This is a genomic window from Burkholderia sp. HI4860 (genome assembly GCF_002223045.2).
Classification (GTDB): Bacteria; Pseudomonadota; Gammaproteobacteria; order Burkholderiales; family Burkholderiaceae; genus Burkholderia.
This window is the reverse complement of sequence record NZ_NKFO02000001.1, coordinates 1,601,815-1,623,714: the sequence shown is the minus strand read 5'-3', so window position 1 is coordinate 1,623,714 and position 21,900 is coordinate 1,601,815. Positions and strand designations below refer to the sequence as shown.

17 protein-coding genes are annotated in these 21,900 nt (G+C 65.5%); 6 read left to right on the top strand and 11 right to left on the bottom strand.

All coding sequences use genetic code 11. From position 1 onward, the window contains the following. Window positions 1-138: 138 nt before the first annotated feature. The 10 genes from CFB34_RS07225 to CFB34_RS07180 all read right to left on the bottom strand — a co-directional run bounded on the left by CFB34_RS07225 (window position 139) and on the right by CFB34_RS07180 (window position 14,659). Window positions 139-435, bottom strand: coding sequence for a hypothetical protein (locus CFB34_RS07225; RefSeq protein ID WP_089429160.1), 297 nt, complete (start codon window positions 433-435; stop codon window positions 139-141). Between the two features lie 460 nt (window positions 436-895). Next, on the bottom strand, window positions 896-1,888 hold the full coding sequence (locus CFB34_RS07220; protein ID WP_006412423.1) for an IS5-like element ISBmu2 family transposase: 993 nt from the start codon (window positions 1,886-1,888) through the stop codon (window positions 896-898). A 43-nt stretch (window positions 1,889-1,931) separates the two neighbouring features. After that, a complete protein-coding gene (locus CFB34_RS07215) occupies window positions 1,932-6,047 on the bottom strand; it encodes an RHS repeat-associated core domain-containing protein (protein ID WP_242808577.1) in 4,116 nt (1,371 codons plus the stop codon). Continuing rightward, window positions 6,044-6,502: a DUF1795 domain-containing protein gene (locus tag CFB34_RS07210; RefSeq protein ID WP_089441842.1), complete on the bottom strand. Its 459-nt coding sequence runs from the start codon at window positions 6,500-6,502 to the stop codon at window positions 6,044-6,046. Before CFB34_RS07210 ends, CFB34_RS07215 begins: the two co-directional genes overlap by 4 nt. 17 nt (window positions 6,503-6,519) lie before the next feature. Continuing rightward, window positions 6,520-8,658 (bottom strand): type VI secretion system tip protein TssI/VgrG, encoded by a 2,139-nt coding sequence (gene tssI, locus CFB34_RS07205; RefSeq protein ID WP_089441841.1) that lies wholly within the window; start codon window positions 8,656-8,658, stop codon window positions 6,520-6,522. A gap of 405 nt (window positions 8,659-9,063) precedes the next feature. Beyond that, complete coding sequence (locus CFB34_RS07200) at window positions 9,064-9,576, bottom strand: OmpA family protein (RefSeq protein ID WP_089442218.1); 513 nt, start codon at window positions 9,574-9,576, stop codon at window positions 9,064-9,066. A gap of 86 nt (window positions 9,577-9,662) precedes the next feature. After that, window positions 9,663-10,931: a diguanylate cyclase gene (locus tag CFB34_RS07195; RefSeq protein ID WP_089441840.1), complete on the bottom strand. Its 1,269-nt coding sequence runs from the start codon at window positions 10,929-10,931 to the stop codon at window positions 9,663-9,665. Beyond that, a complete protein-coding gene (locus CFB34_RS07190; protein ID WP_089441839.1) occupies window positions 10,928-11,635 on the bottom strand; it encodes a YfiR family protein in 708 nt (235 codons plus the stop codon). The genes CFB34_RS07195 and CFB34_RS07190 overlap by 4 nt, the downstream gene beginning before the upstream one ends. 281 nt (window positions 11,636-11,916) lie before the next feature. Further along, window positions 11,917-14,163, bottom strand: a complete 2,247-nt coding sequence (locus CFB34_RS07185) for a molybdopterin cofactor-binding domain-containing protein (RefSeq protein ID WP_089441838.1) — start codon at window positions 14,161-14,163, stop codon at window positions 11,917-11,919. Between the two features lies 1 nt (window position 14,164). After that, window positions 14,165-14,659 carry a (2Fe-2S)-binding protein gene (locus CFB34_RS07180; RefSeq protein WP_089441837.1) on the bottom strand — a complete coding sequence of 165 codons (495 nt, stop codon included), beginning with the start codon at window positions 14,657-14,659 and terminating at the stop codon, window positions 14,165-14,167. Window positions 14,660-14,786: 127 nt separating this feature from the next. Between CFB34_RS07180 and CFB34_RS07175 the strand changes: the two genes are divergently transcribed. Beyond that, window positions 14,787-15,680: a LysR substrate-binding domain-containing protein gene (locus tag CFB34_RS07175; protein WP_089441836.1), complete on the top strand. Its 894-nt coding sequence runs from the start codon at window positions 14,787-14,789 to the stop codon at window positions 15,678-15,680. Between the two features lie 9 nt (window positions 15,681-15,689). Here the strand turns inward: CFB34_RS07175 and CFB34_RS07170 are convergent, their stop codons facing one another. Then, the gene (locus CFB34_RS07170) at window positions 15,690-16,580 is read right to left on the bottom strand and encodes a LysR substrate-binding domain-containing protein (protein ID WP_089441835.1); all 891 of its coding nucleotides are present in this window, start codon (window positions 16,578-16,580) and stop codon (window positions 15,690-15,692) included. A 243-nt stretch (window positions 16,581-16,823) separates the two neighbouring features. Between CFB34_RS07170 and CFB34_RS07165 the strand changes: the two genes are divergently transcribed. The 5 genes from CFB34_RS07165 (at window position 16,824) to CFB34_RS07145 (ending at window position 21,840) form a co-directional block, all read left to right on the top strand. After that, window positions 16,824-17,726: an amidohydrolase family protein gene (locus CFB34_RS07165; protein WP_011354246.1), complete on the top strand. Its 903-nt coding sequence runs from the start codon at window positions 16,824-16,826 to the stop codon at window positions 17,724-17,726. Window positions 17,727-17,762: 36 nt separating this feature from the next. Next, window positions 17,763-18,668, top strand: coding sequence for an amidohydrolase family protein (locus tag CFB34_RS07160; RefSeq protein WP_089426889.1), 906 nt, complete (start codon window positions 17,763-17,765; stop codon window positions 18,666-18,668). Between the two features lie 81 nt (window positions 18,669-18,749). Continuing rightward, entirely contained in the window at window positions 18,750-20,144 is a 1,395-nt protein-coding gene (locus tag CFB34_RS07155) for a UbiD family decarboxylase (RefSeq protein WP_089441834.1), read from the top strand. After that, complete coding sequence (locus CFB34_RS07150; RefSeq protein ID WP_089441833.1) at window positions 20,141-20,755, top strand: UbiX family flavin prenyltransferase; 615 nt, start codon at window positions 20,141-20,143, stop codon at window positions 20,753-20,755. Before CFB34_RS07155 ends, CFB34_RS07150 begins: the two co-directional genes overlap by 4 nt. Further along, window positions 20,752-21,840 carry a GTP-binding protein gene (locus CFB34_RS07145; protein ID WP_089441832.1) on the top strand — a complete coding sequence of 363 codons (1,089 nt, stop codon included), beginning with the start codon at window positions 20,752-20,754 and terminating at the stop codon, window positions 21,838-21,840. The genes CFB34_RS07150 and CFB34_RS07145 overlap by 4 nt, the downstream gene beginning before the upstream one ends. The last annotated feature ends 60 nt before the right edge of the window (window positions 21,841-21,900 follow it).

Genomic DNA, 21,900 nt, shown 5'->3' with positions numbered 1-21,900 from the left:
CAGTTGTTGAAGGTGGCTGGAGGTGTGAGTCGCGGCGTTTGCAGCAATGGCCGGGCGGTGTCGCCCCGGCAGTCAGTCGCATTCGGGAAACGCCTGCATTCCACTCGCTAGGGCCGCATCAAGCGGCCCTTGCAGGCGTTATAGCGTCGACGGTCCACGGTCAAGATCGTGGTACGGCTGCTCTCGCAACGCCAACTGGCTGTAATCCGGCGTGATCGTGATCTGCCGGGTCGCGTAGTTGGCGTCCACGTATACGCGGTCGCCAGGCTTGAATCCGAAGATCTTGAAATCAATGTCGATCGCCTTCATCCACGGCAGATACGGCCAGCCTCGCTTGGGAAGGTCCGGGTAGTTGCGCAGGACCAGCTCAAACGTCTTTTGCATGTTGACCGGTTTGTTCTTTCTACGACGTGGCTTAGTATTGGCGTCAGCCATTTCCGACTCCTGGTGTGAGTTGGTGGTGGTCAGCGGGTCGTATGGGTTGCCGCCCATGCGGCCCGCGCTTTTTTGATGCCTTGGGTTTTCCCTTCTTTCTCCCCCTTCGCTGGGTCTTGTTGGGCAAGACGGCTTACGGTCGACCATCGGGGCGGAGGGGACTGCGTTCTACTCCCGATGACGAGAAGCAAGGCTTCAAGACCAGTGTAGTCGGGCTGGCATCTCAGAAATGGGGGATTGGGGGGATTGGCCGTTAGGTATAGGGAGCGTGTCCGTGCCTGATGTTTCATGTCAGTGATTCGGAGGACTTGTACCCCATGAATCGCTAGGGAAACGCTGATCAATGGACCAACTTCCGAAGTTGCAGGCGAGATGGCTTCAAATTTTCTGGATGACGAAGCGAATCGGCGCTCAATTCAGTGAATTTGGCGCGTAAGCGAGCCTCCCCTGCTCGCATTTTTCATACGCATGACGGACTGCTCCCATGGACCGATCGCAACAGATTTCGCGCAATCACCAGATTCGCCAGAGCGAACAGGCTGAACAGTTGCGCGGTGTTCTTGGCCAAGCCCTTGTATCGGGTCTTGCGATGCTGAAACAGATTCTTGACGATATGAAACGGATGCTCAACCCGCGAACGGATCTGCGCCTTGGTTCGCTCGAGCGCGATCACCAGGTCCTTCAGCGCTCCTTCTTGCATCGCCTTGATCTTTCCCCGCCTGGCAGCGACGTGCCACTTCACGGCCTTGCCCGCCATTTCCTCGCGCTTGTCGACGCCAATGTAGCCCGCGTCGGCGAACACCTGCTCTTCATGCCCGTGCAGCAGGGCATGAGCTTGCGATACATCCGACACGTTGGCCGCCGTGCCAACCACACTGTGAATCAGGCCCGAGTCGGCGTCGACGCCAATGTGGGCTTTCATGCCAAAGTGCCATTCGTTGCCCTTCTTCGTTTGATGCATTTCCGGGTCACGGCTCTTCCCGGCATTCTTGGTCGACGGCGGCGCTTCAATGATCGTCGCGTCAACCAGCGTGCCTTCCTTCATCATCAGCCCACGCTCGCACAGCGAGATGCCAATCTCGTCGAACAACTTCCGTGTCAGTTCGTGTTCGATCAGCAGGCGCCGGAACTTCAACAGCGTGGTTGCATCAGGCACGTTCTCGATCGCCAGATCGATGCCGGCGAAGGCTCGCAGCGTGATGCTGTCATACAGCGCGTCTTCCAGTCCTTCGTCCGACAGTCCGTACCACTGTTGCACGAAGTAGATTCGCAGCATCCGCTCAAGGCCAATCGGCGGGCGACCTCGCGTGCCCTTCGGATAGTGCGGTTCGATGGCCGACAGCAAGCGCTGCCACGGAACGACCTTCTCCATCTCTTCCAGGAAGCGTTGGCGCCTCGTCACTCGCTTCTTGCCTGCAATTTCCGCTTCCGCGAAGCCGATCTGCCTCTTCATCGTCGTGGGTCCGTTCCGTGAGCTGTCTTCTAAACGTCCTCGGCTACGTCTGCGATGACCGCCGAGCCGAATAAATCAGCGTTTCCCTAAAAGAGCGTCCCTTCATCTTTTTTGCAATCGACTCCGGAAAGGCACCGGCGTTCCCATGGGTACCGCGTAGCCATCTTCCGGGAGTCACTTTACGCCCAGCTCCTGTCGCTTCGCCCGGCCCGCACCTCAAGCCCCACGGGTCAATCCAGCTTACCGGGTTCGGCGCGTACATGTGGAGGTTGATGCCACCAGCAAGTCCAATGGGATCATGCGTGATGAATCGCCCGATATCCGGATCGTAGAACCGGAAGGTGTTGTAGTGCAGCCCGGTTTCACGATCCAAATACTGCCCTTGGAAGCGCAAGTTCTGTGGTCGCGGTGCATGTATCGCCGTCGGCGCGGCCACCGACACCTCACCCCAAGTGGCTGTCGACCTCTGCGGCGCCCGCGCGATCCACTCCTCCTGCACCGCATTACCCCAAATCTTATAGCGCGCCTGCCAAACCAGTTCGCCACCAGCGTCAGTCAATTCCTCGGGCAACCCCGATACATCGTTGTGGAAGTAGTAAACCGCATCCCGCCCATCCGCATCATTAGCCGCCGCCTTCCCTTGATCGATCCTGGCAAGCGGCACATAACTATTCGACTCGTACAAGTACGTCAGCGCTTCCTCGCCCTGACGATCGTGATACGTTTCCTGCACCAACCGCATGCCGTCCCACAGGAAATCCGTACTCGCGTAACTGCCGTTGAGCTTCCGAACCCGCCGGCCGAACGCGTCGTACTCGAAATGCGTCGTCGCAACCCCGAGCCGGTCCTTCGTCACCACGGTCTTGAGCTGGTTCCAGTCGTCGTATTCAAGCGTGAGCTCTTTCGCCGGCCCATGCCCGCTGAGCTTACGAACGAGCCGCCCATACGCGTCGTACTCGAAGCGCTTGTCCTCGAACACCTTGAGCCGGTTGTGCTCGACGTATCCGCCCGGGTGATCGCTCGACACCAGGTTGGCCGCCGCATCCCAACGAAACACTTCCGGCGGCAGTCCCGGCCCTGCCATCTGTTCGATGCGCCCCGTCGGGTCATACCGATAGCTCGTCGTGCCATAACGCTGATCGCGCTTCTGGATCACGTCGCCTGCGGCATCGTATTGCCACTGCTTCGCAAGCAACTCGCCGCCCGCCGTACCTCGCTGCGCAGTTTGCCGCGCACGGCGCCCCACGGCGTCATACCCGAAGTGACTCGTCAGCTTGCCCTGCGTCCGTAGCACCTCGCGATGCAGATCGTCCCGTTCGATGTCCGCAACCGCGGCACCATCGAAACGAATCTGGTGCACGTGTCCGGACCCGTAATGCAGCCAGTCGATCGTACGCTCACCTGAAATCGTGGTGCTGACGCGGTTACCCAGCTCATCGTAGGTATGCGCAAGCCAGCCCGTCGGCGTGTATTCCTCGAGCACCTCACCACGCGCCCCGTACTTCAGGCTGACCCGATTCTTCAGCAAAGGACCACGAGCAGCCAGCGTGTACAACTCGGCCGACGCGATTCGGCTCGCCTTGTCGTACAGGTACTCACATCGCTCATGCGTGGCTTGCTTCGCCGTCAGTCGCCCGATCGCATCGCGCTCGTATCGCGTCTCGATCTTTCCATCCCGCACGATCGTGCCCTGGCCGCACACGTCGTATTCGTACGTACGCTTGTGGCCATCGAGCCCGATCTGCGCGGCCACCAAATCGCGACGGTCATACTGGAAGCGATACGACTCGCGGTTTTCGTTGGTCAGGCTCGCAAGCCGGAACGCATCGTCATACCCGAATCGCACCACACGATTAGCCGCGTCAGTACGAGCAAGCAGCAGCCCGCGCGGATTGATCTCATACCGCGTGCTGCGCTGATTCGCATCGACAACCTCAACGAGACGCCCGGCCACGTCATACCGGAATGCCTGACGAGCACCATCGGCCGTCCCGATCCCCGTGACCCGCCCCATCGCATCCGTTTCGTACACGGTCGACTGCCCGGCCGCATCGGTCACACGCGCGAGCGCACCACGTGCGTCATACGCAAACCGCGTAACCTTGCCGGAACAATCGGTATACGACGTCAACTGCGCACGACCATTCCACTCGAGGAACTTGTACCCACCCCGCGCATCGCGAATCGTGTGCACGAGCCCGCGCTCGTCCCGGTGATACTCGGTCGCAAAACCCGCCGGATCGCGCGTCATCGTCAGATTGCCGCGATCGTCGTAGCGGTAAATCCAGCGCGAATTAGCCGGATCGGTTTCCGCAACAGGCAGGTCGTAGTACCCGTTCCACTCGGTTCGCTCAACCTGGCCAAGCGCATCGATGCGCTGCGTCTGACGCCCACGCTCGTCATATTCGAAGCGCGTCGTGTTCCCGGCCGGATCGGTCGTGCTGACCAACTGCCGCTTTGCGTTCCACTCCAGCTGCCACACGTGGCCTTCGGCATCCGTATGGCTCGTCGGCTGCTGATCTTCATTCCACGTCCAGCGCGTCACGCGACCGATCTGGTCGGTAATCGTCACCTCACGCTGCGCGAGATCCGCGTCGAACGTGTACGCTTCGCCGTCGTCGGTCCAATGGCGCACGACACGCGCATCGCGACCGACACCCTGCCACGCATAAAAACACTGCAGGCCGCCAGGCAGCGTGTGCTGGACCATCAGCCCACGCTCGTATGCGAAGCGTCGCCCGATATGACCGCTACGATCGGTAACGGCCACCAGTTCGCCGGCGTTGCTGTACGCGTACCGCACCAGCGTGTCGGGTTGTTCACCGTCAACACCACGGGTCAGTTCGATCGCGCCAATACGTTGCGGATGCAACTTGTCGTACGACAGGGTCAGCAAGCGACCGGCACTATCGTGCAACCGTACGGGCCGCACAACGTCGTCGTGCGATTCCCGCTCAACCTCGATCCAGTTACCGTTGCGATCCTCGAGACGCCACAGCTTGAGCGCTTCGCCATCCGCATCGGTACGCGCGCGACCGAAATCGCGATACATACCGTCGACCGTCTCGACCACATAGTGGCCACCTTCGGTGCAGATCAGGTAAATGCCTTCCGGCACGCTGAAATGGCTCTCGCCCGGCGGCACGGCCGGGAACACGATATCGCGCCCCTGCTCGTCCCAGTACGTGATCGACGCAACCTCGCCATGTTCACGCGCGAGCCGCAGCTCGACGCTGATCGGCACGCTCCACCCTGTCCCGAACAGGCTGTCGGCACGATCATCGAGGCTGCTATAGAAACGCTGCCACACGATCGGCAGCGGCCCGGGCAGGACGAAGTCGGTATCGTCCGTGCCATCGAGCACCTTGCTGCCGGTAATGACATTGACCGGATGCCCCGCCGAGGGTCTCGCCAGACTACCCAGCCAGGTTCCGAACGCACCCGCCGCGAAATTCATCGCGATACACGGCGCCTTGCTCTTCAGAAAATCGCCCCAGCTCATCTTCCCGCGGCCGCACACCGCGAGCGCGATACCGAGCGCCGCCCCCAGCCACCCGAGCCGGGTCGCCGACTTCACGTCCCGCACCCGCTGCGTCCCACCGCCGATAAAGACGTTGTCCGAGCCTTCGGCAATCGTCCCGTCGCACGTCGTCTTGTCGCCGACCCGCGCGGCCGGTTGATTGTTGATATAAACGCTGCCTGACCCGTCGGCAATCATCTGCGGCCCAGGATGATCGGTACATGCAACGGTATCGAGATCGCCCGGCTTCGCCGCCCGCGCCGCCGGCTTGTCGTTGACGTAGACGTTCCCCGACCCACTCGCGATCTTGCCTTTGATCTCGGGCGGCACGAGCGAATTGGCCACCGACTTCGCGCCGTCGTCGATGGCATCGTTCATGCCGCTCGCTTCCATCAACGCGCCGGAGCCGACCGCCACGCCCACACCGATCGCAATCACGAGCGGCGTCGCCAACCCTGCCGTGCCGATCTCAAGCGCAGCGAGGCCGGCGAATATCAGCCCCTCCATCGCCTCTGCCACCAACGCACCGACGATGGCGCCGCCGACTACCGACCCGACAGTGCCGACAAGCTCACCCAGGAGCGACGTATGCTGGATCGGATCTTCGAAGCGTGCGGCCGCGAAGTTCTCCGCGCTCACGACGCGTCACCCGGCCCGAGCAGGGACGGCCGCGCCGCGCGCGGCTGGAAACTGGCGAGCATGCGTTCGGCGATCGCCTGCTGTTCTTCGGTCAGCGGTGCTGCGCTGGTCAACGTCATCACCAGCACGCGGCCCGCATCGTCCGACGGAAACATCGTCTGCAGCTGATGCCAGAGCCTGCCGTCCCGCTCGAGCGTGGAATCGATCTGAATACCCGCACGGGAACCGACCGTCACCGGCCGGCGCGCCTTTTCTGTCAGCAGCTTGGCGTCGCGCGACGCGACTTCCCATTCGCGCGCGACGAACGCGTCGAGATTCTCCCCGTCGCGCAACCGCCCGCGCGCGATCACGAGATTGAGGCCGCCGGGGCCGACATTCATCACCAGGATGTTGACCGTACGGTCGAGCGCCGCGTCCGGCAGTTCGAAGGTGCCTTCGTGGATTGCGTAGTGCATGGCTGGTTTCGTTCGTATTATTTGTTGAGGTCGATACGCGTGCCGTTGATCATCACGCCGTCGTCGGTCATCAGGATCACGGAGCCCTTGTGCTCGAGGCGGATGCCTTCCGGCGCGAGCGAGATCGAGCTGTCCTTTACCTTCAGCAGGATGCCGCGCTCGGCCATGTAAACCTGTGTGCCACCGCCGCCATCCTTGGCCGGCGTCGTCACCTCGACGGTGGTCGCGGTCGTGCTGCGCTTCTCGGCGATCGTCTCGGTCAGGTTGCCCTGCGGGATCTGCTTCTCTTCACTCCCCGTTGCCACCAGCACAGTGCGCATCGGCCCCAGCACCTTGTGCGTCTCGTTGTTCTCGACGACGGTGTTCATGTCCTTCTGTGCATGCATGAAGAATTCCTGCATGCCGTTCGTGTCGGTCATGCGGATTTCGTTCGACCCCTGCCCCTTGTGCGTCTGGCTCTTGATCCCCATCGTCTGCCCGGCCGCGCCGTGATACGGGTTGCCCTGCTCGCCGTTGAACACGCGACCGACGATCACCGGGTTATCCGGGTCCCCCTGGTTGAACGCAACCAGCACTTCCTGCTTGATCCGCGGAATCGCGGCCGCGCCCCAGCCGTCGCCTGCCCACGGCTGCGACACGCGTATCCACATCGAATCGGAGCCATCCTTCTTGCCGCGCCGGTCCCACGGAAAGTGCACCTTCACGGCGCTCCCGTTGGTGTAGATTTCCTCGCCCTTCGGCCCGACGACGATCGCCGACTGCGTACCGTGAATCACAGGCTTCGGCGTGCCGCGCGGCGCACGGTACGGAATCTTCTTCGGCAGCAGCGCGAAGCTGTTGCGATACGGCAGCTTCGCGCTGTGCTGCGTGTAGTCGTTCACCGCCTCGTGACGCACGTGCAGGATCACGTATTCCTGGTTGTTCTCGAGCACCGGGTGATTCGCCACGGTGACGGCGCCCGCCGTGGTCATGCGCCACGCGTAGCCGCCGCCGGTATAACGATGGGCCTGCGCCTCCTCGGCCTCCATCGCGAAACGCGCGTAACGGTTGCCGTCGTCGCCGTGGTCGTACAGCGACTGGTGCTCGAACCGCTCGGTCGCGTCGAGCCGCGCATGCTTGAGGTTCTGCGGCCCGGCCTCCACCAGCATCAGCGGCGACGACGGGTTCTGATGGTTGAAGTCGCGGAACGTGACCTTGCCCACGCCAAAGCGCCGGCCTTCATGCAACTGGTCGATGCCGCTGTCCTCGCTCGCCTCGGTGGCCGCGAACGGCACCGTCGCGAGCCCGTCGATCGGGCGGAACAGCAGGTTCGAATCGCCGATCACCAGGATGTGCTTGTCCTTCTCGTAGCGGTGCGTCCAGACCAGCCCCTCCTGCTCCATCAGCCGCGCGCAGAAGTTGTAGTAGCTCTCCTGGTACATCACGACGTACTCGAGCGGCTTCTGGGCCGTCCGGATATCGAATACGAAGTCGGAGAAGCCGTGCTCCTGGAAGATCTCGGTGAGGATGTCCTGCGCGGTCTTGTTCTGGAAGATCCGGCAGTCGGTCGAGCGCGTCAGGAACCAGAACCACGGCACCGCCGTCAGGTGATATTGCGTAACGTTGCCGGGGTTGCCGGCGCGGTCGAACGACGCGACGTAGCCGTCGAAGTAACGATCGTTGTCGGCAGCGCCCGATGCGACGACGCGTTCGAGCGTCGACAGGCGCGCCTGCTGGTCGAACCGGATCTTGACCTGCTGGCCGATCAGGTCCTCGGGGCGCAGGTCGTGGCGATGCGACAGCAGGTCGAGGTGGATCTCCGGCAACCGGTTCACGTGCTCGTCGACGACGGCAGCGCTGACCAGCAGCACGTCCGGGCCGAGCGGCGTATCGAGCGTCACGTAGCGGTTGAGCTGAGTCAGGCGCGCGGGGTTGGCGGCGCCGTTGATCGCCTCGGCAATCGCTGCGGGCGTCTTGTCCATCAGCGAGAAGCCGGTCTGCGCCAGTTGCATCGCGCGCTGGACGGTGTCGACATGCCCGGCCAAACCCGCAAGCGGCCCGAGGCTACCGGCGACGCTCGACGCAACCGGGCCGGCGAGACCGCCGAGCGCGCTCAACGAGCCGAGCGGACTACCGCCCATTCCAGTGGGAATACCCCCGTTCGGAGCGAAACTCATGCTTGTTCCTTCTTGTGTTCTCAGGTTCCTGGTGCCGGCTGACCGGCCCGAAGCCCCGATAATGTAGGACAAAATCCCCACGCGAGAAAGACACCTGCAAACGTTTCCGTTCAGGCCCTCGATAGCCCGGAAACAGGCCGGCGGCATGGTCGCCCGGACGCGGCGCCCATGCCGAATCACCGCGCCAGCACGCGCGGAACAGGACACAATCTGCATGAAACGTGTGACAGATCCGTACGGGGCGAGGCATCGCCCCCAGTCACGATGAAATAGTGCGAACGCTCGGAACGGAACGCGCGCTGGCAAACGCTGCCGTGCCGCTACACGCTGCCGGCCGCCGCGTTCGATTGCGAGTTTTCTTAAGCTTTCGAATTACTTTCATCCCACCCACGGAAACCGCGGCGATCACCGCGGCGACACCACGATCGCCGCCCGCCGGTTCTGCGCCCTTCCTCCCGGCGTCTTGTTGTCCCCGACCGGATCGCTCTTCCCTTTCCCGACGACCGCGATGCGCTTCGCATCGAGCCCCACGTCGACCAGTTCAAGCGCGACGACCTCCGCCCGCCGCCTGGACAACTCGAGGTCATACTCGTCCACGCCTTCCTGGTCCGAATATCCGTAGACCCGTACGCCGTTGATCCCCGCCGAGCGGAGCGTGCGACCGATCCGTTCGACGATCCGCCGTACATCGGGCTTGAGGTTGTAGCGATCGAAATCGAACAGGATCGGCCCGGTCGAGCCGAACTCGAAACCCTGCTGGGTTTCCTGGAAACCGGCCGACTTGAGCGCGGTGACCTGCGTCTGCGTCAATCCACGATGAAGCGGCGGCGGCGTCTTGCACCCTCCCAGCAGCATGCATAAAAGCAGCGCGCTGCCGACGCACAAGCGCCCAAGCCCAACCGGAAACGTGTTGCTCATCATTGACCCCTTCGATTGCACGCGCATCGCGAGCGCTTTTTTCCACCCACTGCCGCAGCCTCGCCCGCAGCGTGAAACGATGAACCTCAAGCCGCCCCAGCGACCCCTTCCGCGAGTTGCCACGAGCCTGGCCGGGCGCGCTTGGCGCGGTACATCGCGGCATCCGCCGCCCGCAGCAAGCCGCTCGCATCCGACGCGTGATCGGGATACAGCGCAACGCCGGCACTCATCATGGTGGCCACCACGCGGCCGTCGGACAGCTCGATCGACGGCGCCATGCCGGACAGGATCTCGTCAGCAATACGACATACGCTACCCGCTTCGCGCACGGCCGGCAGCATGACCGCGAATTCGTCGCCGCCCAGGCGCGCGACCAGGTCGGCCTCGCGCACCTGCGTGCGCAGGCGCGACGCGATACCGATCAGCACCGCGTCGCCGGCGTCGTGGCCGAGGCCGTCGTTGATTTCCTTGAAGCGGTCGCAATCGAGATACAGGACCGCGACCCGCTGCCCCGTCACCCCGGCTTCGCCGAGGGCGAGTGCGAGACGCGACTCGAACTGCACGCGGTTGGGCAGCCCCGTGAGCGCATCGTGCGTCGCCTTGTGTTCGAGCGACGCGTTCTCGTCGCGCAGCGTGTTCTGCCAGTCTTCGAATTCGTCGAGCAGCGCATTGAAGTCGTCGCCGAGCTGGTTGAGTTCGGCAATCGATGCGGGCTCGACGCGCTGCGCGAACGCACGTTCGCGCCGCACCGCGTGGGCGACGCCCGCCAGCGCGCGCAACGGCGAAACGATGCTGCGCAGCAGGCGCTGCGAGCTGATGTACGCACCGATCACGCTGACGGCCAGGCAACCGAGAATGCCGCCCACGCCACCCAGCAGGAATCCGAAGAACTGATGGCCGCGGCCGCGCACGACGACGTGGCCGACGATGATGCCGTCGTGCACCACCGGCGCGGTCACGGGCCCCGGCAGCGCGAAGTCGGCGACGACGCGCTCGAGCCGCGCGATCCCGCTGCCGGCAGGCAACTGCCACGTCGCGAACGGCTGGCCCTGGCTATCCGTGACCGTCACCTGCGCGACGTCCTCATCGCCGGCGATCATCCCGATCGCCTCGGCCGCCGCGACGCGATCGCCGAACACGAGCGCGGCCTCCACCGTATAACCGAGCGAGCGCGCCAGCAGGTTCAGGTTGTTGCCGGCGTACGCACGCAATGCAATCACGGCCACCACGATCAACGACACGGCCGCCATCGTGACGGCGACGAACGCGAGGCGCAGGTGCGCGCGACGCAGCACGCTTTGCAGCGTCGGGCGCGGCACGCGCGACAGCGAGACCGGAGGGGTGGGCCGTGTCATGGTGCCCCCGGCCGCCGTGCGAGATTGAGCACGTTCGGATGCACGCGCACGCCGCTGCGTGCGACCGCGTCGAGATTGATGTCGAACGACACGCGTTCGCCGTCGACGTTGAGACAGAACATGCCGCCCGCCGTGCAGGACGGATCGTGTTCCGCAATCGTCAGCACCGGATGGCCGGCTACCGCCGCCCTCACGCGCGCGCGTTCCTCTTCGCTCAGGTTGCCCAGGTAGACGATGTCGCAGGCCATGCCGAGCGCGGGATCGTCGAAGCGCACACGCTGCACGTCGAGCAGCGTCGAGCCGGCCTGCAGCGTGTCGGTCAGGCCGCTTGCATAGTCGGGCCGACCCGTGACGCACAGATGCAGGCGCACGGGTGTCGTCGGCCAGCGGGTGAAACTGACGATGCCCAGCACGACCTGACGCACGGCCGTGTCGTGTGTCGCAACGGCCGGAGTGGCGGGATCCGCGGGGCTTGCGGCCGCAACGATGCGCACCGTGTCGGGCGGATCGACAGCCTCGGCGGAAGCCCCGGCAAGCACGACCTGTGCGGCCCCCAGAACGCAAACGATTGCGATCAGCGCGTGGCGCAGCGGAGCGATTCGACCGGGACGGCCGGGCGCCGTTCGCGCGGCGATTGCCGCCGCGTCCGCTGGCGTCGCTGCAGTCGCGAGACTGACAGCCGACGCGCACACTTTCGCATCCATGATGGCAACATCCGCTGGCGTCGCTCCGGCGCTGCCTCCCGCCTCCTTCCATGCGCGTGCAGGCACCGAATTACGCGCATGATGGCTTCATCTTAGGTAAAAATTCGCACCACCAACCAGTGGGAAACACCCGCGAGAAGCGGGGGAACGTATGCGGAATCGGCGCTTGCGCGCGACGATGCGGGCGAACGCATGCGCCGACGTCGATCGGGTTGCGACGTCGGCGAATTGATCAGCGGAATGGCGGTCGATGCAGGGCAAACTTCATACGTTCGGTCACGCTACGCCACCGCCGACAAATCGAAAGGCGTCTCCCGCAACCGCTTCCCCGTCAGCCGGAACACCGCGTTCGCGATCGCCGGCGTCACCGCCGGGCTCGACAGCTCGCCGACCCCGCCCGGCTTCGCCGGATCGCCCTGCACGATGTGAATGTCGGTATCGGGCATGTCGCTCATCCGCATCACGCGATACGTATCGAAGTTCGACTGCTGCACGCGGCCGTGCCGGAAGTCGATGCGATCGGACGTCGCATGGCCGAGCCCCCACATCAGGCCGCCGTACAGTTGCTCGTCGACGCCGGCCGGCGACACCGCGATCCCGCAATCGGCAACGCACGTCAACTTCTCCACGCGCACCGCGCCGTCCTTGCGCACGACCCGCGCGACCACCGCGACATAGCTGTCGTACGCCTGGTTCGTCGCAATGCCGAGTGCGACGCCGTCCGGCAGCGGCTGGCCCCACCCCGCGCGTTGCGCCGCTTCACGCAGCACGGCCGCATGGCGCGGCCGGTCGCGCATGTGCGCGAGCCGGAACTCGACCGGGTCGCGCTGCGCCGCGTGCGCGGCCTCGTCCATCACCGATTCGACCGCGAACACGTTCGGGATGTAGCTCACCGCGCGAAACCAGCCGGTCGGCACGCCCGTCTCCATCCGGATCCAGCCGATGTCGCGATGCGGCGCCGCATACGCGAACTCCCATTTCGTGATGGCCTCGGTCGTGCTGAAATCCATCCGGTCGGTGCGCTCGAGATAGCCAGGCTCCCACTGCTGCGGCGATGCGGGCATCACGGCGCGCAGCCACAGCGACGCGAGATTGCCCTGCGCATCGAGCACCGCGCGCGCACGGTGGTAGCTTGCCGCGTGATAGAACAGCGCACGCATCTCGTCCTCGCGGCTGTTCATCAGCTTCACGGGCTTGCCCGTCTTCACCGCGAGCCACGTCGCCTCGAACAGCCAGTACTTCGATTCGCGCGCGCCGAAGCTGCCGCCCGACACCAGCTCGCGTAGCGTCACCCGATGCGAAGGAATGCCGCCGATCACCTCCGCCGCTTCCATCGCGGTCGACGGCACCTGCAGCCCGCCCCAGTATTCGATGCCGCCATTGCGTGCCCACACGGTGAGGTTGATCGGCTCCAGCGGATTCGCGGCCTTGTGCGGCATTGCATACGACGCCTCGATCGTGCGTGCGCCGGCCGCCTGGGCCTTCGTCGGATCGCCGTCGGCGATCGTCGGCACGACGCGCGCAGCCGGATCGTCGAGCCACGCGGCTTGGCGCGCGGCGAGCGTGCTGCTGTCGAAGGTTTCGAACAGGCTGTCCTCCCATTCGATCGTCAGCGCGGCCTGGCCTCGATGCGCGGACCAGTAGTCGTCCGCGAGCACCGCAACGCCGGCCTGGTTGCCGCCGAGCACATCGGGGCGCGGCGGAATCTGCAGCACGTCGCGCACGCCGGGAATCGCGAGCGCCGCCTTCGCATCGACGCTGCGCACGCGGCCGTCGATCACCGGCGCGCGCGTGACGACCGCGACCAGCATCCCCGGCAACGACACGTCGATGCCGTACGGAAACGAGCCGTCGGCCTTCTGCGCGCCGCCGCGCTTCTTGCGCAGCTTGCCGATATAGCGGAACTGCGCGGGCTCTTTCAGCGCGACCTGTTTCGGCGCCGGCAGTTGCGCGGCCGCCTGCGCGAGCGAGCCGTACGTCGCCCGGCGGCCGCTCGACGCATGCAGCACGGCGCCGTCTGCCGTCGTACACGCAGAAGCGGGCACGCCCCATTGATGCGCCGCCGCTTCGACGAGCATCGCACGCGCGGTCGCACCCGCTCGACGCAGCCGGTCGTACTCCATCGCGACACTCGTGCTGCCGCCGGTCGAGAACACTTTCCACAGCGGATGCAGGTAGTCGGCGAAGAACGGATCTTCCGGCGTGATCACGTCGACCCGGAACGGATCGACGTCGAGCTCCTCGGCCACCACCGCCGCGAGCGCGGTGCGCGTGCCGGTGCCCGAATCGTGCTTGTGCACGACGAGCTTGATCGTGTCGTCGGGCAGCACGCGCACCCACGCGTTCGGTTCGAATTCGCCGGCGGACGGATGCGGATCGCCGCTTGCGTGCTCGCCTGCGGCCGCCGCGTCGGGCATCCGGAAGCCGATCGCGATGCCGGCGGCCAGCAGCGCCGAACCCTGCTTGAGAAAACGCCGGCGCGGCGTGCCGTCGCCATGCGGTGCATCCGGTGCGTGATCGTCGCGCATGTCACGCCTCCTTCGCGGGTTCGGCCGCGGCCTTCAGCGCCGGATCGCCGGACGCCGCACGCTTGATTGCGCGGTGAATGCGCGCATACGTGCCGCAACGGCAGAGGTTGCCCGACATCGCCTGCACGATCGTGTCGTCGTCCACCGGCTGCCCGCCCTTCAGCAGCGCGGCCGCCTGCATCAGTTGCCCCGGCTGGCAATAGCCGCATTGCGGCACGTCCTCGGCCACCCACGCGAGTTGCAGCGGATGCCGCCCGTCCGGCGACAACCCCTCGATCGTCGTCACGCGCCGCCCGTGCGCGGCGACGGCCGGAATCAGGCACGCGCGTACGGCCTGCCCGTCGAGATGCACGGTGCATGCACCGCACAGGCCCTTGCCGCAGCCGAACTTCGTGCCGGTAAGTTTGAGCCGGTCGCGCAGCACCCACAGCAGCGGCATATCCTCCGGTACATTCTCGAGCGAATGGCGTGTATCGTTCACGACGATGTCGATCATGCGCGGTCTCCTGATTCGCATTCATAGGTCGGCCCGCGCCATCGCGCGGTTCCGGAGCATTATCGAAACGCGGTGCACGGCTACGCCAGCGATCATTTCGTCGAATCCCTGTCAGTCGGACTAACAGATGCTCAAGCGATACCCTTCGATCCAGTCGATGCAGGCGTTTCTGCATGCCGCGCGGGTCGGCAGCTTTTCCAGCGCGGCCCGCCAGCTGGCGCTCACGCACAGCGCGATCAGCCAGCAGATCCGCTCGCTCGAGGAATTCATCGGCCAGCCGCTGTTCGCCCGCGCCGGCGGCCGCGTGATGCTGACCGATGCCGGCACGCTGTTCGCGAACCAGTTGTCGGACGGGCTCGAGCAGATCGATCGCGCGCTGTCGTCGGTGAAGGGGCGCACGACCGGGCCGTCACTCCGGCTCGACGTCGATCCCGAGTTGATGCAGGGCTGGCTGCCCGCGCGGCTGCCGGCATTGATGCGCACGCTCGACGGCACGACGCTGACGGTGCTGTCGGCGCCGCGCCATGATCGCGATGCATTCGACCATGTCGATGTCGCGCTGCGCTATGGCTACGGGGAATGGGAAGGCGTGGACAGCGCGCTGGTCTGCCCCGACCGGCTGACCGCGATGGCCGCGCCCGCGCTGCTCGAACGTTACGGGCTGACCGCGCCGCTCACGCCCGAACAGGTATTGGAACTGCCGCTGCTCGGCTATACGAAGCGGTCGTGGATTCCGTGGCTCGAGGCGGCGGGGCTCGAACCCGTCGAACCGGACACGATCGCCGTGTTCGACAACGCGGCGGGGCTCGTCGCGACGCTCGCGTCCGGGCTCGGCGCCGGGCTGGTGCGCGGGCTGCTCGCCGCCGATGCGCGCCGCGACGGTCGGCTCGTCGAACTCTGCACGATCGCGATTCCGACGCACTACAACCTGCATGCGATCTGGCCGCGCGAACGGCATGCGCGCGTGAAGCCGCTGATCGACGCGATCGGCGCGCTCGTCGCGCAATCGCTCGCGCGCTGATACGCGCCGCTACGCGCTGAACTCCGCCGCGACCTCGCGCACGGTGTCGAGGAACGCGCCGAGCACCGCGGACGTATCGTCCGCGCGGTAGCGCGCCTGCAGCGACACCTCGAGCGCCGGCGGCAGCAGCGGCACGAACGCGACGCCGCCCGTCGAGATCTGCCGCGACGACGCGGGCAGCAGCGCGACGCCCAGCCCTTCACGCACCAGCGACAGCAGCGTGTGCACCTCGACGACCTCGTGCGCGATCCGCGGCGTGAAGCGCGCGTCGACACAGCTCTGCTGCAGGAAGCGCGCCAGTTGCGAATGCCGCAGGCCGAACGACACGAACTGCTCGCCGGCCAGCTCGCCGAGCGCGATCGCGTCGCGCGACGCGAGCGGATGGCCGGACGGCAGCACGGCCACGGCCGTTTCACGCACCACGATCTCGCTGCGGATCGACGGGTCGTCCTGGAACAGCCGGAAGAAGCACACGTCGAGCCGCTTTTCCTTCAGCGCATCGATCTGCGCGGCCGGTGTCATCTCGTGCAGCGACCAGTGCACGTGCGGATGGCGCTCGGCGAACACGCGCAACGCACGCGGAATCGGCACGACCATCGCCGAGCTGATGATGCCGACCGCGAGCCGCCCCACTTCACCGCGCCCCGCGCAACGCGTGAGATCGATCGCGCGATCGAACTGCGCGACGATCAGCGGCACCTGTTCCTTCAGTGTTTTCCCTGCCTCGGTCAATTCGACGCGATGCTGCGAGCGCACGAACAGCGCGGTGCCGAGCTGCTCCTCGAGCAGCCGGATCTGCTGGCTCAACGGCGGCTGCGAGATATGGAGCCGCGCGGCCGCGCGCCCGAAATGCAGTTCGTCGGCCAGCACCGCGAAGTAACGCAACACACGCATGTCCATATCGCAAACGTATCAAGAGCGTCAGTAAAAAATATTGTACAGAGCACATTCGGCTGGTGACACTCGGTCCCAAGCAGCAGTGCACGTCGCAGTGTGTCACTCGATGCCGGCGAGGGGAAGGCGCAAAAAAATAATGCGTCTTGCAAAGGGCCGCATGAATCCGACCGACAGGTCGCTTCATCGACGTGCCTGCCCGCGATACGGCAACCGGCCTTTCCGGTTCCTCTCAAGGAGATCGAGTAGATGATCATCGACACCAGCTGTTACCCGACGAATCTCGTCGACCTCGCATGGCGTCACGACGGCCCGCCGTTCACCGGCGAGCGCCTGATCGAGACGATGAACGGCCCGTTCCTCATCAACGGCAAGCCGCGCCGCGTCGACAAGGCGTTCATCCAGCCGCCGCAAGGCAACACCATCTATACCTATACCGACGGCGAGAAGTCGGGCACCGAATCGATCGACGCGTACATGGCGTATACGGTCGAGATGGTGCGCAAGCACCCCGACCGCTTCATCGGCTGCTTCGTCTACAACCCGCGCTGCGGCGTGGAGAACGGCGTGAACGCGATCGATCATTACGTGCGCAAGCTCGGCTTCAAGATGGTGCAGTTCCAGGCCAACATGCATGCGTACCGGCCCGACCGCGCACTCGACTGGCTGCGCCCCGCGCTGAAGAAATGCGCGGAGCTCGGCGTGCTCGTGAAGCTGCACACCGGCGACGGTCCGTACAGCATCCCGACCGAGTGGGTGCCGATGATCAAGGAATTCCCGACGGTCAATTTCATCATGGCGCACTTCGGGGTGCAGACGGGCGGCGTCTACTGTTTCGAGCCGTTCCAGCTCGCGATGGACCTGCCGAACGTGTATTGCGAATCGGGCTGGTGCCTGCAGTCGCGGATCGTCGAATTCGCGAAGGTGCTGCCGAAGCACAAGATCCTGTTCGGCTCCGACACGCCGCCGAACGAACCGGGCATGTGGCTGCGGCTGCTCGAAGTGCTGTGCTTCGATCCGCCGCAAGGGATGAATCTCGACGAGGACACGCTCGAGGATTACCTCGGCAACAACACCGCGCGAATGATCGGCCTCGAGCCGACACCCGCGCCGCGCACCGTCGACGAAGCGAAAGCGCTGCTCGCCGCCTGACGCTCGCACCCCTCTCTCCCGATTCCGGAGCATTGCATGATCATCGATACGCACCTGCACCCGACCAACCTCGTCGACGAGGCGTGGCGCCACACCGGCGAACCGTTCACCGGCGAACGCCTGCTGAAGATGATGGACGGCCCGTACATCATCAACGGCAAGCCGCGCCGCATCGACATGGGCTTCATCCAGCCGCCGCCGGGCAACACCGGCTATCGCGACGGCAACCGCCGCGGCCGTGAAGGCATCCGCGACTACATGGCGTATATCGCCGAACTCACGCAGAAATACCCCGACCGCTTCATCGGCAACTTCACGTACAACCCGCGCTGGGGCCCGGAGAACGGCGCGGCGGAGCTCGAATTCCACATCAGGGAGTACGGCTTCAAGATGGTGAAGCTGCACGCGAACATGCACGGCTACCGGCCCGATCGCGCGCTCGACTGGCTGCGCCCCGCGATGAAGGTCTGCGCGAAGTACAACATCGTCGTGCTGATCCACACCGGCGACGGGCCGTACACGATCCCGACGCAGTTCTATCCGATCATCCGCGAGTTTCCGATGGTGAACTTCATCATCGGTCACTTCGGGATCCAGACGGGTGGCAACTACTCGTTCGAAGCGTTCTGGATGGCGATGGATACGCCGAACGTGTACTGCGAATCGGGCTGGTGCTACCAGTCGCGGATCGTCGAGTTCGCCCGCGAGCTGCCGCGCAACAAGATCGTGTTCGGCACCGATTCGCCGCCGAACGAGCCCGGCATGTGGCTGCGCGAGCTGGAAATGCTGTGCGGGCCCGCGCCGCAGGGGATGGATCTCGACGAGGACGGCCTCGAGGACTACATGGGCAACAACATCGCCCGCCTCGTCGGCATCGAGCCGACCAGGCCGCCGAAGGATCTCGACGAAGCGCAGAAGCGCCTCACGTCGACCTACCTGTAACGCGCCGGCAGCCGGATCGCGTGCCGCATCGAACACGCGCGCGATCCGGCCTTTCCCCTTCCGCATCCGACGGAGTGCATCATGGCGTCCAGCCTTTTCGCCGAGCAGCAGGATTTTCATCACTTCGCGAACGCCTATCGCGAACGCTTTCCGGACGACGTGCTGACGCTCGCGCAGCCGCTGTCCGCCGACCAGGACGTCACGGCCGTCGTCGCGTCGCTCGCCGCGCGCGGGCGGCACGAGATGCTCGTCTGCGAGCGCGTCGACGGCCTGTCGACACCGCTCGTCACCAACGTATTTGCGTCCCGCACGCGCATCGGCCGGCTGTTCGGCGTCGATGCGAACGGCCTGTTCGACGCGTGGCAGCAGCGCGCGAACGCGCCCGTCGCGCCGGTCATCGTGCCGCACGGCCCCGTGCTCGATCAGGTGACCGAAGGCGATGCGGTCGATCTCGCGCAGCTGCCGATGATCCGCCACTTCGAAACCGATCGCGGGCCCTACGTGACCAACGCGGTGATCGTCGCCGAAGATCCGGTGACGGGCGTCGCGAACCTCAGCTACCACCGCTCGATGCCGCATGCGCGCAATGCGCTGGCGACGAGCCTGCATTCGCGCGGCCATCTGTGGCGGATGCTGCAGACCGCGAAGGCGCGCGGCGACACGCTCAAGGTGGCGATGGTGATCGGCGCGCATCCGCTGTTCATGCTCGCGGCCGCCGCGCGCGTGCCGTTCGGCGCGGATGAGCGCGCGATCGCCGGCGGGCTGTTCGGCGCACCACTGCAGCTCGTGCGCACGCCGCGCCACGGCATCGGCGTGCCGGCCGCCGCCGAGTTCGTGCTCGAAGGCACGATCGATCCCGACGCGCACGCGGAAGAAGGCCCGTTCGGCGAATTCACCGGCTACTCGTCGGACCGCTCGACCAACAACGTGCTGCGCCTCGACGCGATGATGCGGCGCAAGGATGCATGGCTCGTCGACGTGGTCGGCGGCCCGTACGCGGAGCACCTGACGCTCGCGCGGCTGCCGCGTGAAGCCGAGATGAGCGAGAAGCTGAAGGCGCGCTTTCCTTCCGTCACCGCGATCCACTATCCGAATTCCGGTACGCACTTCCACTGCTACGTCGCGCTGAAGCAGTCGCGCGACGGCGAGGCGCGCCAGATCATGCTCGCGCTGCTCGGTTGGGATCCGTACCTGAAGAACGTCGTCGCGGTCGACAGCGACGTCGACGTCACCGACGACGCGCAGGTGCTGTGGGCGATCGCGACGCACTTCCAGCCGCACCGCGACCTGTTCGTCGTCGACGGCCTGCCCGGCAGCCCGCTCGATCCGTCGTCGTCGTCCGACGGCACGACGTCGCGAATGGGGATCGACGCGACGCGCGGCTCGCGCTTCGACGGCGTGCGCGCACGCGTCGGCGACGCCGCGATGCAGCGCGCCGCGCACGTGATCGCGCAACTCGGCGGAGCGTCGCGATGAGCGCGCGGCGGCTCGTGGTCGGCATCAGCGGTGCATCCGGCTTCGTGTACGGGATGCGGCTGCTCGCGCTGCTGCGCGAGCTCGACATCGAGACGCACGTGGTCGTGTCGCGCGCCGCCGCGCTGACGATGGCGCACGAGACCGACTTCCGGCTGTCCGACATCACCGCGCTCGCGAGCGTGCTGTACCGCAGCGACGACATCGCCGCGCCGATCTCGAGCGGCTCGTTCCGCACGCTCGGGATGATCGTCGCGCCGTGCTCGATGAAAACGCTCGCCGAGATCGCGAGCGGCCTTTCGTCCGGCCTGATCTCGCGTGCGGCCGACGTCGTGCTGAAGGAGCGCCGCCGGCTCGTGCTGCTCGCACGCGAGACGCCGTACACGCTCACGCATTTGCGCAACATGGCCACCGTCACCGAGATGGGCGCGATCGTCGCGCCGCCGGTGCCGGCGTTCTACGCACGCCCCGCTTCGCTCGACCAGATGATCGACCACACGCTCGGCCGCGTGCTCGACCTGTTCGACCTCGATTCCCGCACCGTCCATCGCTGGAAAGACAACGCATCACAGCCGAACCCGCAGCCCAACCGACTCAACGGAGACGCATCATGACCCACATCCACACCACCCACAGCGACGTCGAGAAGATTCCGGTCACCGTGCTCACGGGCTTTCTCGGCGCGGGCAAGACCACGCTGCTGAACTACATCCTGCGCGAGAAGCACGGCCGCAAGATCGCGGTGATCGAGAACGAGTTCGGCGAGATCGGCATCGACGGCGGCCTCGTGCTCGAATCGACCGAGGAAATCTACGAGATGACGAACGGCTGCGTGTGCTGCGTCGGCGCGGTGCGCGAGGATCTCGTGCGGATCGTGCGGATGCTCGTCGCGCGCCCCGACCGGCTCGATCACATCATCGTCGAGACGAGCGGCCTCGCCGATCCGTATCCGGTCGCGCAGACCTTCTTCCTCGACGATCCGATCGCGAAGGAAGTCGCGCTCGACGCGGTCGTCACGATGGTCGACGCGAAGCATATCCGCGCGCACCTCGACGATCTGGTGCTCGACGGCCGCGACAACCAGGCGGTCGACCAGATCGTCTGCGCGGACCGCATCGTGATCAACAAGGTCGACCTCGTCGACGCACCGGACGTCGACGCGCTGACCGCGCGGCTGCGCGAGCTGAACACGACGGCGGAGATCGTCACGTCGAGCTACGCGCAGGTCGATCTCGACCGCATCCTCGGCATCGGCGCGAACGAATTCGCGCAGATCCTCGTCGAGAGCGACGGGCTGCAGGCCGATGCACCGCATGCGGACGAACACGCGCACGAGCATGAGCATGACGACCACGCACACGACGACGATCACGACCACCACGAACACGACGCCAGCGTGTCGTCGGTCGGCATCGAAGTCGATGCGGACGTCGCTCTCGACGCGCTCGAAGCGTGGCTCGGCGAGCTGCGTCGCGCCGATACCGCGAACCTGTTCCGGATGAAAGGCATCCTCGCCGTGCAGGGCCGCGCGCAACGCTACGTGCTGCAGGGCGTGCACGGCGTGATCGAACTGCGCGCCGCGCAGGCGTGGGGGTGCGAGCCGCGCTCGTCACGCATCGTTTTCATCGGCCGCGATCTCGATCGCGCCGCGCTGACCGACCGTTTCCATGCCTGTCTCGCCGCGGCGGTCGCGGCCTGACGGGCACGCCAGGCGGGCGCATCGCGCGTCCGCCCGCAAACGAACCTCAGGAGACTCGCC